The 14,140-nt window shown below is 68.7% G+C and carries 13 protein-coding genes; 6 read left to right on the forward strand and 7 right to left on the reverse strand.

Features of this window, described 5'->3' with window-relative positions; translation table 11 throughout:
• The first annotated feature begins 16 nt into the window (after positions 1-16).
• Entirely contained in the window at positions 17-2,248 is a 2,232-nt protein-coding gene (katG, locus tag DKM19_RS36195; protein WP_110702070.1) for a catalase/peroxidase HPI, read from the forward strand.
• A gap of 551 nt (positions 2,249-2,799) precedes the next feature.
• Here the strand turns inward: katG and DKM19_RS36200 are convergent.
• Both DKM19_RS36200 and DKM19_RS36205 read right to left on the reverse strand, forming a co-directional pair.
• Positions 2,800-4,236, reverse strand: coding sequence for a cell wall metabolism sensor histidine kinase WalK (locus DKM19_RS36200; protein WP_239513769.1), 1,437 nt, complete (start codon positions 4,234-4,236; stop codon positions 2,800-2,802).
• Positions 4,237-4,645: 409 nt separating this feature from the next.
• Positions 4,646-5,509 (reverse strand): aldo/keto reductase, encoded by an 864-nt coding sequence (locus tag DKM19_RS36205; protein WP_110702072.1) that lies wholly within the window; start codon positions 5,507-5,509, stop codon positions 4,646-4,648.
• Between the two features lie 248 nt (positions 5,510-5,757).
• Between DKM19_RS36205 and DKM19_RS36210 the strand changes: the two genes are divergently transcribed.
• Positions 5,758-6,507 (forward strand): SDR family oxidoreductase, encoded by a 750-nt coding sequence (locus tag DKM19_RS36210; protein WP_110702074.1) that lies wholly within the window; start codon positions 5,758-5,760, stop codon positions 6,505-6,507.
• Positions 6,508-6,722: 215 nt separating this feature from the next.
• On the opposite strand, the gene DKM19_RS36215 is transcribed toward DKM19_RS36210, so the two are convergent.
• The 4 genes from DKM19_RS36215 to DKM19_RS36230 form a co-directional block, all read right to left on the reverse strand.
• Positions 6,723-7,100 (reverse strand): barstar family protein, encoded by a 378-nt coding sequence (locus tag DKM19_RS36215; protein ID WP_110702076.1) that lies wholly within the window; start codon positions 7,098-7,100, stop codon positions 6,723-6,725.
• An 8-nt stretch (positions 7,101-7,108) separates the two neighbouring features.
• Positions 7,109-7,522, reverse strand: a complete 414-nt coding sequence (locus DKM19_RS36220) for a ribonuclease domain-containing protein (RefSeq protein WP_204358389.1) — start codon at positions 7,520-7,522, stop codon at positions 7,109-7,111.
• 149 nt (positions 7,523-7,671) lie between these two features.
• Positions 7,672-8,760, reverse strand: coding sequence for a transcriptional regulator (locus tag DKM19_RS36225; protein ID WP_110702078.1), 1,089 nt, complete (start codon positions 8,758-8,760; stop codon positions 7,672-7,674).
• A 280-nt stretch (positions 8,761-9,040) separates the two neighbouring features.
• A complete protein-coding gene (locus tag DKM19_RS36230) occupies positions 9,041-9,763 on the reverse strand; it encodes a hypothetical protein (RefSeq protein ID WP_110702080.1) in 723 nt (240 codons plus the stop codon).
• 185 nt (positions 9,764-9,948) lie between these two features.
• On the opposite strand from DKM19_RS36230, the gene DKM19_RS36235 reads away from it, so the two are divergent.
• The 3 genes from DKM19_RS36235 to DKM19_RS36245 all read left to right on the forward strand — a co-directional run bounded on the left by DKM19_RS36235 (position 9,949) and on the right by DKM19_RS36245 (position 12,076).
• Positions 9,949-10,548 carry a DUF1707 domain-containing protein gene (locus DKM19_RS36235; RefSeq protein WP_110702082.1) on the forward strand — a complete coding sequence of 200 codons (600 nt, stop codon included), beginning with the start codon at positions 9,949-9,951 and terminating at the stop codon, positions 10,546-10,548.
• A 237-nt stretch (positions 10,549-10,785) separates the two neighbouring features.
• Positions 10,786-11,502, forward strand: coding sequence for a polyprenol monophosphomannose synthase (locus DKM19_RS36240; protein ID WP_089205772.1), 717 nt, complete (start codon positions 10,786-10,788; stop codon positions 11,500-11,502).
• Positions 11,503-11,698: 196 nt separating this feature from the next.
• The gene (locus DKM19_RS36245) at positions 11,699-12,076 is read left to right on the forward strand and encodes a VOC family protein (RefSeq protein ID WP_110702084.1); all 378 of its coding nucleotides are present in this window, start codon (positions 11,699-11,701) and stop codon (positions 12,074-12,076) included.
• Positions 12,077-12,405: 329 nt separating this feature from the next.
• Here the strand turns inward: DKM19_RS36245 and DKM19_RS36250 are convergent, their stop codons facing one another.
• Entirely contained in the window at positions 12,406-13,056 is a 651-nt protein-coding gene (locus DKM19_RS36250) for a TetR/AcrR family transcriptional regulator (RefSeq protein WP_110702086.1), read from the reverse strand.
• Between the two features lie 97 nt (positions 13,057-13,153).
• On the opposite strand from DKM19_RS36250, the gene DKM19_RS36255 reads away from it, so the two are divergent.
• Positions 13,154-14,128: a zinc-binding dehydrogenase gene (locus DKM19_RS36255; RefSeq protein WP_110702088.1), complete on the forward strand. Its 975-nt coding sequence runs from the start codon at positions 13,154-13,156 to the stop codon at positions 14,126-14,128.
• The last annotated feature ends 12 nt before the right edge of the window (positions 14,129-14,140 follow it).

Raw genomic sequence — 14,140 nt, forward strand, 5'->3', positions numbered from 1 at the left:
ATCCAGAAGGATTTCCATGTCTGAGAACCATGATGCAATCGTCGTAGACGCGAAGGCGGAGGACGGAGGCGGCTGCCCGGTCGCGCACGAGCGCGTCCCGCACCCGACCCAGGGTGGCGGAAACCGCCAGTGGTGGCCGGAGCGGCTCAACCTGAAGATCCTCGCCAAGAACCCCGCCGTGGCCAACCCCCTCGGCGAGGAGTTCGACTACGCCGAGGCGTTCAACTCCCTCGACCTCGCGGCCGTGAAGCGGGACATCGCGGAGGTGCTGACGACCTCGCAGGACTGGTGGCCGGCCGACTTCGGCAACTACGGCCCGCTCATGGTCCGGATGGCATGGCACAGCGCGGGCACCTACCGCATCAGTGACGGCCGTGGCGGCGCCGGGGCCGGCCAGCAGCGCTTCGCCCCCCTCAACAGCTGGCCGGACAACGGAAACCTGGACAAGGCCCGCCGCCTGCTGTGGCCGGTCAAGAAGAAGTACGGCCAGAAGCTCTCGTGGGCCGACCTCATGATCCTCACCGGCAACGTCGCCCTGGAGTCGATGGGTTTCAAGACCTTCGGCTACGCCGGCGGCCGTGCGGACGTCTGGGAGCCCGAGGAGGAGGTCTACTGGGGCCCCGAGTCCACCTGGCTCGACGACGAGCGCTACACCGGCGACCGTGAGCTCGAGAACCCCCTCGCCGCTGTCCAGATGGGCCTCATCTACGTCAACCCGGAGGGCCCGAACGGCAACCCGGACCCGCTCGGCTCGGCTCGCGACATCCGTGAGACGTTCCGCCGGATGGCGATGAACGACGAGGAGACGGTCGCCCTGATCGCGGGCGGTCACACCTTCGGCAAGACCCACGGCGCGGGCCCGGCGGACAGCGTCGGCGACGATCCCGAGGCCGCCTCGATCGAGCAGCAGGGCCTCGGCTGGAAGAACACCCACGGCACCGGCAAGGGCGGCGACACGATCACCAGCGGCCTCGAGGGCATCTGGACGAGCACCCCGGTGAAGTGGAGCAACGGCTTCTTCGAGAACCTCTTCGGCTACGAGTGGGAGCTGTTCCAGAGCCCCGCCGGCGCGAACCAGTGGCGGCCGAAGGACGGCGCCGGAGCGGGCACCGTGCCGGACGCCCACGACCCGTCGAAGCGCCACGCCCCGACGATGCTGACGGCCGACCTCGCGCTCCGCGTCGACCCGGTCTACGAGCAGATCTCGCGGCGCTTCTACGAGAACCCCGACGAGTTCGCGGACGCCTTCGCCCGGGCGTGGTTCAAGCTGACCCACCGCGACCTGGGCCCGGTCGTGCGTTACCTCGGCCCGGAGGTCCCGACCGAGACGCTGCTGTGGCAGGACCCCATCCCCGCGGTGACGCACGAGCTCGTCGACGCCGAGGACATCGCCTCCCTCAAGGGCCAGATCCTCGCCTCGGGTCTGTCGGTGTCCCAGCTCGTGTCCACCGCGTGGGCATCGGCCTCGTCCTTCCGCGGCGGAGACAAGCGCGGCGGCGCCAACGGTGCCCGCATCCGCCTCGAGCCGCAGAGCGGGTGGGAGGTCAACGAGCCCGACCAGCTGGCGACGGTGCTGCGCACCCTTGAGGGAATCCAGCAGTCCTTCAACGCCGCTCAGAACGGCGGCAAGCAGATCTCGATCGCCGACCTGATCGTGCTCGCCGGTGGCGCGGCCGTCGAGCAGGCCGCCAAGGACGCCGGCGTCGACGTCAAGGTCCCCTTCACCCCGGGCCGCGCGGACGCGTCGCAGGAGCAGACCGACGTGGAGTCGTTCGCCCCGCTCGAGCCGTCCGTCGACGGGTTCCGCAACTACCTCGGGAAGGGCAGCCGGCTGCCGGCCGAATATCTGCTGATCGACCGGGCGAACCTGCTGACCCTGAGCGCCCCCGAGCTGACGGTCCTCGTCGGCGGCCTCCGCGTCCTGGGCGCGAACTACCAGCAGTCGCCGCTCGGCGTCTTCACCACGACCCCCGGGTCTCTGACCAACGACTTCTTCGTCAACCTGCTCGACGTGGGCACGACGTGGAAGGCGACGTCCGAGGACGCGAGCACGTTCGAGGGTCGCGACGCCGCCACGGGCGAGGTCAAGTGGGCCGGCACCCGCGCCGACCTCGTCTTCGGCTCGAACTCCGAGCTGCGTGCGCTCGCGGAGGTCTACGCGAGCGATGACGCGAAGGAGAAGTTCGTGAAGGACTTCGTCGCGGCGTGGGACAAGGTGATGAACCTCGACCGGTTCGACCTCGTCTGATCATGATGTCCGGGTCGGCCCGCGCGGGCCGACCCGGGCGTCCCCGGTCCGACCGATCTCGGCATCGTCCGCCTCCGGCGCGACGTCGAGAGGGTCATGATCGGGCAGGGGCCGAGCCGGTGAGCGTGCCCGTGCGGCCGACCGGCATCGCGGGCACGGTCCCCAGAACGTGACATCGGCCTCGTCTCACGCCCCGCCAGGTGAAGAACACGGCGAGCACGGAGATGGCGAACGCCGCCCATTCGGGCGCGACGATGCCACCACCCATTAGGGCAGTGGCATCGTCGTGCTAAGGCTATCGGGAGACCTCTCCCTTTCCGCCACAGCACCCGCACGCGCCGTACGTTTGATCGTTCCAGGATGAGATCTTCCGGACCGGTCCGGCCCAGGGCGCTCACGGAGCGTCTCCACGCCCTTGCCCTACGGGGCGAAGGAGGCCGTCCCCCGGTCCTCGGTGCAGCCGGGTGTCCCCGGGCGAAGGCCCGGCCGCCAGGCGTCCCGCGGGCACACGACCGCCTTGACGTCGAGATCATCGAGTCCGCCGGCACAGACTACGAGGCCCTGCCCCCGCGCGCGTTCGAAATCGTCCAGCTCCCCCGTGCGGGTGGTCCCGGACGATTCTCCTCGTCGTCGGCGCCCGCGCTCGGAGATCGTGTCTCAGAGGAACCGTCCGGGTCGGCGGCCGGCGGGGGATCGCATACGGGAAGGCGCAGGACGAAGCGCGCTCCTCGTTCGCTGTCCTCGATGGTCAAGGTGCCGTCGTGTGCTTCGGCGATCTCCCGGGCGATCGCCAGCCCCAGACCGGTCCCTCCCGCGTCCCGGTCGCGTGAGGCGTCCAGCCGGGTGAAGCGGTCGAAGACCATCTCCCGGTGTTCGACGGCGATTCCGGCGCCGTCGTCGACGACCTCCAGGATCGCCGTCTGCCCGTCGGCTCGTACGCTGACGGTGATCTGCGAGGTGGCGTGGCGTTCGGCGTTGTCGAGCAGGTTGACCAGCACCCGGGTGATCCGCAGCCGGTCACAGCAGATGAAGACGTTCCGCCCCAGGTCCTTGACGATCTTCACCCGGTAGGTTCGGCGGGACAGCTCGGCGCCGACCAGCCGGCCCAGATCGGTCGCATCGCGCAGAAGGGGGGCGCCCGCGTCCAGCCGGGCGAGGGCCAGCAGGTCGGTCACGATCGCCTGAAGCCGCTCGACCCCGGTGAGGACCGCCTCGGTCATCTTCGGCCAGTCGGTGTCCCGCGGATACATGAGCGCCTCCTCCAGCTGAGCCCGCATGGCGGTGATCGGGCTGCGCAGGTCGTGGGAGGCGTCCGAGGTGAAGCGTCGTAGCTGCTGGTAGGCGCCCTCAAGGCGGTCCAGGGTGTCGTTCACCGTTTCGGCCAGGCATTTGATCTCTTCGTACTTCCCGGGCACCGGGACCCGGCGGTGGAGGCCGGTGGCGGTGATCTCCGCCAGTTCCTTCCGGATGGCGTTCACCGGCAGCAGGGCCTTGGTGAGATCACGGAACGTCCAGGCGGTCATCATCGTGATCACCAGCAGGGACACGCCGATCGCCAGGAACAGCGCCGTGGAGTCCCCGTACCAGGGAACCAGCGGAACAGCCAGGTAGAGCAGCCAGACCCCGTCCAGCTGATAGACCTTGTACGAGACGACGGTCATGCAGCCCTTCAGCCCGGCCGGAGGGCACAGCACCCGTGCGGCGCGCACGTCCTCGCTGGTCGAACGGAAGGTGGCCATCGGCGGCTTGCCGACGAGTTGCCGGGTCGCCGAAACCACCTGGTCGTGTGCGTCCAGGACCTGAATCGCCACGCCCTTGCCGTCCCGCAGCACCGACGGGAGGGGGCCCTGCCTGATGAGGGGCACCACCCGGTTCCAGGTCCCGGTCGCCAGAGCCTGGGAGTGGTCGGCCTCCTTACCGCCCGCGAACATGAGGAAGAGCAGACTGACCCCGATGCACACCAGCGCCGTGACAACGCCGGTCGCCAAAGTCCTCCGCGCCCGAAACGATGATGGGTACCAGTTCAACGTCCGCTCCTCCGAACTCACCTCCTATACAAGTAAAAGAACCGCGATATCTGGCAATAACGTCCCGAAGCAAGGCAAAGCTTTGGGCGGACCGGGAAGGGTCAGCAGTCTTCGGCAGGGCGCTGACCTGGTGTGACGTAGATCTCGGGGCCTGCCGGGCCCTTCCATGGAGGCACGCGTCCGGCGTGACACGCCGCCGAGAACAAGATCCGGAATATACGCGGAACGACCGATGAGGCGAGGACCATGGCCGCCGCGGGCGGGTGAGGGCGGCGCCGCTCACAGATCCGGCGCCGGCTCTCCTTACGGTGAGCCGGCGCCGGATCGATGCGGGGTCCGAGCGCTCCGCGCGCGGTGGGTGAGCCGATTGTCAGGCGGTGGTCTTGCTGAGCGCCTCGACCTCATCGGGGCTCAGGGTGATGCCGGCCGGGGCGATGTTGGTTTCGAGGTGTGCGACCGAGCCGGTGCCGGGGATGGGGAGGATGGAGGGGGAACGGGCCAGCAACCAGGCGAGCACGATCTGCCGGGGCGTGGCATTGTGACGCTCGGCCACCTGCTGCACCGTCTGGCTGTGGTCCAGGTCCTGCAGCGGCGCCCAGGGCAGGAAGACCATGCTCTCCTGCTCGCACAGGTCGATCAGCGACTCCGAGACTCGATCGCCGAGGTTGTAGCGGTTCTGGATCGATACGACCGGCGTCAGGCGCTGAGCCTTCCGCAGCTGCTCCTCGGTCACGTTGGAGAGCCCGATGTGGCGGATCTTGCCCTGCTCCTTGAGCTCGACCAAGGCGCCCACGGATTCTTCGTAGGGCACCGCGGGGTCGGGGCGGTGGAGCTGGTAGAGCGGGATCTGCTCCAGCTTCAACCGCCGCAGGCTAGCCTCGCAGACCTCCTTCAGGTGCTCGGGCCGGCCGTTGACGGGCCACTGCCCCGGCCCGGTCCGCTCCAGTCCGCCCTTGGTCGCGATCACCAGGTCCTCGGGATACGGATACAGCGCCTCGGCGATCAGTATCTCGCTGACATGAGGGCCGTAGGAGTCAGCGGTGTCGATGAAGTTGACGCCGAGCTCAACGGCCTTGCGAAGCACCGCTTTGGCTTCGTCACGGTCGGCGGGCTCGCCCCAGATCCCATCCCCGGTGATCCGCATGGCACCGTAGCCAAGGCGGTTGACCGTGAGATCGCCACCGATGTCGATCGTGCCGGCGGCGGTTGCGCTCACGGGTGTCTGATCAGCCATGATTCGGACTCCTTAGAAGGGTCACATCCAGCGGAGTGGTGTACGAGTTGATCTCCGCGTGATCCTATTTCTGCAGATTAAGCGGTGAGTGTCGGCGGAAGCAGGTTCTACTGCGGTGTGTCGCCACAGATCACCCGTAGTCGGGTTACAACGGATGGGAGCTTAGCTCCCGCCGGGAGTGCCGGAGACCGTTTGACAACACCAAAACGACCGGTCATATTTGTCCAAAATAGGAGAAGGAGTGCACTATGTCCGGTTTGCTCGACGATCGGGTCGCGGTCATCACCGGTGGCGGCACCGGCATCGGACTGGCAACCGCTATCCGATTCGTCGCGGAAGGTGCATCCGTGGTCATCGCGGGTCGGCGCCAGGCAGAACTCGACAAGGCTGTCGCCGTACTGGGCGGGGACACCCTCGCCGTGCGGGCCGACGTCTCCCGGCTGGACGACCTCGACCGTCTCTACGCCCGCGTCGCCGAAGAGAGGGGCAGGGTGGACATCCTGTTCGCGAACGCCGCGGTCGTAGCGCCGGAGGCGCTCGGCAACCTGACCGAAGAGGCCGTCGATCGCATTCTGAACATCAACATCAAGGGATTGATCTTCACGGTCCAGAAGGCGCTGCCCCTCTTCACCGACGGCGGATCGATCATCCTGAACGCGTCCGTCGACGCGTCCAAGGGCGGACCCGGTCGCAGCGTCTACGCGGCGACGAAGGCCGCGACCCGCAATCTCGCGCGCAGCTGGCTCGAGGAGCTCAGCGGCAGGAAGATCCGGGTCAACGTCGTGAGCCCCGGGTCGACGGAGACGCCGGGGCTGGCCGACCTCGCGGGCGACGGGGACGTTGACGGGCTCTTCGCCGTTCTCGCCGCCCGGATCCCCCTCGGCCGAAACGCCCGGGCCGAAGAAGTCGCCGCCGCGGTCGCATTCCTCGCCTCAAAGGACGCCGGCTTCATCAACGGGGTCGATCTGCAGATCGACGGCGGATTCGCCCAGATCTGATTCATTCTTCGCCCGGAGCGCCGACACCCTGGGCACGGCAGGCGGCGAATCACCCCTCGGACGCCGACGGTCGACGTCCTTCCGCGCGACAGACGGGGAAAGCCGTCTCGCCGTGAGACGGAGGCCGGAAGCATCCGGCTCGCAGTCACCCCCCTGAACGACCCGGAGGACACCGCCTCGCCAGGCCCGCCTGTCAGCCGAGCCCGTGCCGCCGATCAGACCAGGGCGGTGGCGACCCGCAGGCGGAGCGGGGCTTCGTGGCCGGGGTCGGTGCGCAGCGTCACGGTCAGCCCGGCGTCGGCCGCGCCCGCCAGGACGCTCAGCAGGGTGGCGAACTGTTCGGGGGGCTCGGCGCCGAGCAGTTCCTCGGCGTGCTCCACGATCAGGGTGACGTTCCCGGTGGCGGTCGTATCACGCAGGGAGTCGGCGAGTGCGTCCCAGTTGCGGCCGAAGTAGCCGGGGAGGCGCAGAACCCGCGCCACCTCCTCGAAGAAGGCGGCGCGAGTCTTGCATGCGCGTCCGTCGACGACCGCCGGTGCGGGGCTGGTGGACACCGTCAGCCATTGCGGCAGCGGGCGTGCGGCGGATGCCATGGGAGTTCCTAGAGCCTGTAGAAGTCGAGGTAGTGGTTCGGCGAGAACCAGGTCACGCCGGTGCTGCGGTTGACGACGATCCGGTACGCGTCACGTGCGGCACCGCGCGTCCGGGAGTACACGTCGTACTCGTAGTAGGTGCCCCCGCTGGGAAGCTGACCCTCGCGGTTCTGGAAGCGTCCGCCAGTGTAGTTGTACTTGCCGCCCGACCAGGTGTACCAACCGGCGGTGGTGGGATAGCCCTTGGAAGCCCAGGTCGAGTTGGCCGAGCGCGCGTCGGCGCACCGGGAGATGGTGCAGGAGTTGATGACCGAGGCGTTGGCGGGGGTGATGCCGACCACACCGGTCAGGGACGTGATGGCGGCGAGCATGACGATGAGCCGTGCCAGCCAGAGAGATCGGGGGCGTTGCAGGGTATGCACGAGGCCTCCATGCGAGGGGGGAACGCGGGGACGGACACCAGTCAGGATCACAGTCAAACCGAGTCAAATAAAGGCAAAGATCGCCAAAGGTCCGGTGAACTCTTCGTGGCACCGAGCCGACGCCGAGATCTCGGGTGACGGCTTCGGGATTACGGCGCGAGCGCCTGCCGGTGTTTCCAGGCGAGCTCCAGCACGGCCGCCCCGGCCGCCTGCATCGGCTCGTCGTGAACGTAACGGGCCACCTGGTCGGCGCGGAAAGGGATGCCCGTGGCCCCGACCACCCGTCCCTCCTCGTTGTTCTCCACGATGTCTCCGAGGATCGTGTCGAACGTCTCCGCCTCGATCACCGTCACGGCCAGGAGGTCCGTCGCGAACGTCAGCGGATCGACCCCCAGCCCGAGCGCGAACGACCGGAGCCGGCCATCGGCGCGGGCCTGCTCCAGCCGCTGGTAGAAAGGCCAGGAGTCGTAGGTGAACGCTTCGTCGTACAGCTCGGAGCGGCCGAGAAACTCCTCGCCGTACTCCCGCACGACACACTTCCAGAGGTCGAAATCCTCCACCTCGGTCGCCTCGCTCACCGGCTGGAAGATTCCCACCGGCATGACCTGGTAGAGCCCGCCTCCGTGCGCGACCCGCGCCGGGTCGCGCCAGTGGAGGACAAACGTCATCTCACCCGTACGACCGTCGCGGCGCAGGGTCAGCATCGACACGGCGGGCAGGGCGGCCCGTCTGCTCAGGTCGGTGGGATCCCCGATGAGGGACCGGAAGGGAAGCCCGTCGGCCTGCGACAGGCGGGTCGTCGCCAGCTCGTGCGCCACGGCCTCTCCGACGTTGACACCGTCGAAGTAGGACCCGCGGGTGAAACTCAGCCCCGGCCATCCCACGTCGAGCAACCGGTAGCACGGGCGGTTCTCGAACAGGCCGGGCCTGCCGTGGTTCATCATGGTCGCGGCATAGGTGGTGCTGCCCTCCAGGAGGGCCGGCCGGACCTCCCGCTCATCGCCCGTCACGGCCGGCGGAGGAGCGGAGTCGGTCCATTTCAGCGCGATGCGATCGAGTGCGAGCGGCTCGCTCAGCCGCCAGTCGTCGCGGGTCAGCAGAGGCGTCGACCCCACCCGCTCGTGGTCGGGGTAGAGCCGGTCGGCGATACGGGCGAGATCGTGACGATGACCGTTCAGATAGTGGCGTATCCCCTGCCATGTCAGGCGGGCATCGTTCGGCTGCGCGTTCGCACTCATCGAGGCCCCGAAACAAGAGACGGCGTTGCCTACGACACCCTACGACGGCGGCGAAAGTCCCCCCGGCGTCTCCAGCCGGGAGCGAGTCACCCGGCGGAGCCACCCCGTCCGACGACACCGTGCCCGCCGTCGCCCGGCCCCGTCCGGTGCGCCCCCGTCCTCACGCCGTTGAGCGAAGGCCGTTGAGCGAAAGCCGCCGTCCTCACGCCGTTGAGCGAAGGCCGTTGAGCGAAAGCCGGCAACCTCGTGAGCCGGCGGTGGACACGCCGTCGCCCGGTCGTCACTCGAACACGATGTCGTCGAGGTCGATGGACACGACCAGCGGTTCCGGCATCACGTTGCCGTCCTCGCCGATCAGGTGGACCCGGCGCCTGGTCGGGACGACGATCCCGTCGAACTCCTTGTGCTCCGAGGAGTAGTGCGCCGCCGGACCGGTGGAACCGATCACTTCGGAGACGTAGTTGTGCCGCCTGATGAGCCCGTCGGCGTCGATGTAGTAGGTCTGTTCCTTGCTGTGGGTCGCGATGTGGCCGGGGTAGGTCACCTTCAGCCGGCGCCAGGTCTGACCGTCCTCCTGCCAGGGCGACAGCTCTTCGGTCCGGAACCCCGGATCCGCGAACGAGAACGGCGCGGTCAGGTAGGTCCACATCGCGTATCCGGCGAAGTAGGCCAGGTGCAGCCTGTCCCACGGCGTCTCGACGGTGTGGCCGGCGAACGCGTCCCGGGGATCGAGCCGCTCCTCGACCACTTCCCCCGTATCGCTTTCGATGGCGACGCGATCCGCGGTGAAGGCGCTGCGCAGCCCCGGTCGGCCGAACGGGAAGTGACTGGCGAACTGGCGGTGGAGGTCGACGCGCACCGTCGCGTCCCCGATGACGCCCTCCTGCCCCTTCATCGCCCAGAGCGCGCCGCTGTTGACAAGGTGCGCCCTGACGGACGTGAGCTCATTCCACCGGTCCAGGCCACCGTGTACGGCGATCACACGATCTCTCAGTTCGCTCATTTCAGGCTCTCGCATCTCTTTGTTGTCGATATGACCGGTCGTGTCGATCCGGCACGGCCGGGCACTGCTCCGTCTTCAATATGACCGGTCGTCTTAATCGTGTCAAGCGAGCCCGTGATCCTGCCGTTCAGTTCGCATTTTCGGCGCAGCCGCACATATCCCCGTGTCTCCGTATCATCGACTACATGACCGCTGAGTCCCCGGACCCCTCCCACCGCGGCGAGCTGCGCGTCTCCCATGCCGACCGCGAAGCGGTGGTGGAGCTGCTGAGCAAGGCGGCGGCCGAGGGCCGCATCGATCTCACCGAGCTGGATGAGAGGCTGGAGCAGGCGCTGACCGCCAGGACCTACGCCGACCTGAAACCCCTCACCGCCGACCTGCCGTCCGAAGTTCCGCCGAACGCCGGGAAACCGCTGGTCCTGAAGGGCGGCCTCCACGGCGTGGCGCGCGTCGGGCGCTGGCAGGTCCCCGCGAAAATCACCGCGTACGGCGGCATGGCGGGCGTCAAGCTCGATTTCACCCGGACCGACTGCCGTCTACCCGAGGTCGAGATCGAAGTACACGGCCAGATGGCCGGTGTTGTCATCGTCATCCCCGACGGCTGGACCGCGGATACCGGCGAAGTGGATCCGGGCATGGGCGGTCTGAAGGACAGGACCACTTCCGACCGGCTCCCGGGCACACCCCTGATCCGTCTCACCGGCACCGGCGGCGCGGCGGGGGTCGTCATCCGCCACCCCAACGGCCTCGAACGCCGCAAGTTGAGGCGCGAGCAGCCGCGGTGAGCTCCGGCGTCAGGAGCGCACGGATGTGGTTTCAGCACGGACCACACCCGCCTCGGTGAGGGGCCCCTCTTCTTCGGGCGGTCGGCGGCGGGAGCCCCCGGCATCGGTGTTCTCCCGGCCGCTAGCATGGGGTGCCCTTGGTGACTTCCGGTATTCGAGATCAACCGGGCGGGAACGCCTCGCAGTCCCGCGACAAGAACATCCGACCATCGATCCCGGAAGGCCCTGACCCCGAACATGGCCATCGTCACCGTCGTGATCCCGACGTTCAACGAGGTGGACAACCTTCCGCTGATCGCGGAGGCCCTGCTCGCGTTGCCGCTTGACGGCCTTCGGCTCCTGGTCGTCGACGACAATTCCCCGGACGGCACGGGGAAGGTGGCCGACGGGCTGGCCGCCGCGCATCCCGGCCGGGTCAGCGTGGTGCACCGGCAGGTCAGAGAAGGGCTCGGACGCGCTTACATCGAAGGCATGGAGACCGCGCTCTCGGCCGGAGCGGAGTTCGTGGTGCAGATGGACGCCGACTTCTCCCATCCCGTTGACGCCGTTCCGCGGCTGCTCGGGACCGCGGAGGCGACGGGGGCGGCGTGCGTGATCGGCAGCCGGTACGTCCCGGGCGGGACGCTGGCCGCCGAGTGGAGCCGGCGGCGGCGGGCCCTGTCCGCGTGGGCGAACTTCTACGTCCGCACCATCCTGCGCATCAGGTTGCGGGACGTGACCGCCGGGTTCAAGATCTGGCGGGCCGAAAGCCTCGCGGCGCTGGACCTCGGCGGGATCTCCTCGGGTGGCTACAGCTTCCAGGTGGAGATGCACTACCGGGCGACCAGGGCGGGGATGACGATCATCGAGATTCCCATTCACTTCTCCGACCGCCGGGCGGGCAGTTCGAAGATGAGCCTGCGGGTGCAACTGGAGTCGGCGCTGATGCCGTGGCGGCTGAGGTTCAGGCGCTGAGGTTCGGACGTCCGAGGGCAGACGTCCGGGGCTGTGAACGATCCCCGGGCGGTGTCCCTCTGCTCCGCGGGTTCGGGGGCTCCCGGCTCGCCTCCGCGGCGGGACGGCGTCGACCGGGAAGGCCGGCGCAGGGGCTCGCGACCACGGCCGATCTGTGAGAAGAATGAGCTCTGCCAAGAACACCGCAGGAGGCGATATGCGCCAGAGACCACGGATGACGCTGACAGCCACGGTGCTTGACGCACCCGACCCTCACGCGCTGGCGGACTTCTACCATCAGCTGTTCGGCTGGAAGGTGGAGCAGGACGAGCCCGACTGGGTGACGCTCCGCGCGCCCGGCGGCGGACCGGGGCTGTCGTTCCAGACCGAGGCGGCCTACGTCAGGCCGACCTGGCCCGCCGGCCCCGGCGATCAGCAGATGATGACGCACCTGGACATCGAGGTGGACGATCTCGACGCCGCCGGAGCGCACGCGGTCGCCGCGGGGGCGACCCTCGCCGAGTATCAGCCCCAGGACGACGTGCGGGTCTATCTCGATCCCGCCGGGCACCCGTTCTGCCTGTGGACACGGTAGAGAGCACAGCGGATCGCCTTTCCCGGTGAGCCGGAGACCTGTCCTGGACAGGCGGTCGGTCATCGAAGTACGGTCCCGCCGCGCTGTCACCTCGCGCCGACCACCGGCCCCTACTGCGGAGTGCGGAATGATCCTTCATTCTGCTTCCGGCGAGGGTACGGAGACCATGGCGAAAACGGGGCTTCCCCGCCGGTTCACCTGACCGCTGCTTTCCCGGCGGGCACTGAGCCTTTCCCGGTAAGTGGCCAGTCCCTGTCGCGACAGGCTAAACGTGGCATATGCCGCGCGGTAGCGATCGGGGAGACGTATGGCTTCTCGGCCGGTTCGCCTCAGGAGGGGGCAGGGGCCGCGAGCATCCCGGCGGCCATGACGCGCAGCGATGCGGCCAGCCGCGGCGCCTCTCCGCGCTCCAGCAGCCGCAGGACCGGTTCGCTGTGAAGGCTGCCCAGCAGGATGTGCGCCAGCAGCTCTCCATCCAGGTCGGGGCGCCGCGCGGCGATCAGTGCGCTGGTGTGGTCGTGCCAGAAACGGTAGACGGGATGGTCGTCCCGAGAGTCCGGAGCGCGGTCACCGCCTCCATCCCGATGCTCGCTCTGCTCCTTCCACTCCGGCCTGGACGACGCCGTGGCGGCGTGGCCGAGCGCCGCGAGAAGTCCCTTGTTTCGGCCGACGACGTCGACGATCGCGTCCAGGAAGGCCGTCAGCCGCTCCTCGGGCGGGGCGCCGGGCCCCAGTGGCGGAGGTGCGCTCGCTACGGCCTCCTCCAGGGCGTGGGCCCGCTCCTGCATCAGCGCGACCATCAGCCCCATCCGGCTGCCGAAACGATGGAACACCGTGCCCTTACCGACCCCGGCCGCGGCGGCGACCTGTTCCATGGAGATCTGCTCGGGCCGGTGCCGGCCGAGAAGTTCCTCGGTCGCCCGCAGGATGGCGCGACGGTTGCGTGCCGCATCAGCGCGTTCGCGACGCTCCTCGATCATCGGCTCCTCTTTCCCGTCGACAACTGGACCAGCGGTCAAGTACGCTCGCACCGAACTTGACCACAGGTCCACTTTATCTTCGATTCAGGAGGACGGCATGCGCCGAATCCGCTACCACACCTATGGCGGACCCGAAGTGCTCACCATGGAAGAGGTGGAGATCCCCAGCCCGGGCCCGGGTCAGGTACGCATCCGCGCCGAGGCGATCGGCGCCAACTTCGTCGACGTGAAGTTCCGCCAGGGGCCGGAGATCGGCGGGATCTACCGGCGCGACCTGCCCGCCGTGCTCACCGGCGACGTGGTCGGCACGGTCGACGCGGTGGGGCCCGGCGTCGACCCCGGCCTCACCGGCCGACGGGTCGCCGCGCTGGCCGAGGACGCCTTCGCCGACCACGTCCTCGCCGACGCCGAATGGCTCGCGCCCGTGCCAGAGGGGATCGACGACGCCACCGCGAGCATGCTGCCGATGGGCGCCCCCGTGGCGCTGGGCACGTTGCGCGCCGCCCGACTGTCGCCCGGCGAGACCGTGCTCATTCACGCCGCCGCGGGAGGCATCGGCCACCTGGCCGTGCAACTCGCCAAGATCGCCGGCGCCGGCACCGTGATCGCCGCAGCAGGCTCCCCCGCCAAGCTGGACTTCACCCGCACGCTCGGCGCCGACGTGGCCGTCGACTACTCCGCGAAGGACTGGCCCGAACGGGTGCGCGAGGCCGCACCAGAAGGAGTCGACGTCGTCCTGGACTCCGTCGGCGGCCGTATCCTGCTGCGCAGCCTCGACCTCCTGGCACCGTTCGGCCGGGCCGTCGTCTACGGAGCGGCCGGCGGCGAGGCAACCGACATCCCGCTGACCAGCCTCTTCGCGATGAGATCGGTAGCCGGGTTCTCGCTGATCGCTTGGCGCGCCGCCGCACCGAAACAAGCACGCGAGGACATGGACCAGGTCACACGGCACGCGGTCGAGGGAAGACTACGCGCCAGGCTGCACGCCCGGCTTCCGCTCGACAAGGCAGCCGAGGCGCATCGGATCATGGAGAGCCGCTCCCAACTCGGCCGCGTCCTCCTCGTGCCCTGAGTCCACCAAGAA

The organism is Streptosporangium sp. 'caverna', assembly GCF_003203775.1.
GTDB classification, from domain to species: Bacteria; Actinomycetota; Actinomycetes; order Streptosporangiales; family Streptosporangiaceae; genus Streptosporangium; species Streptosporangium subroseum.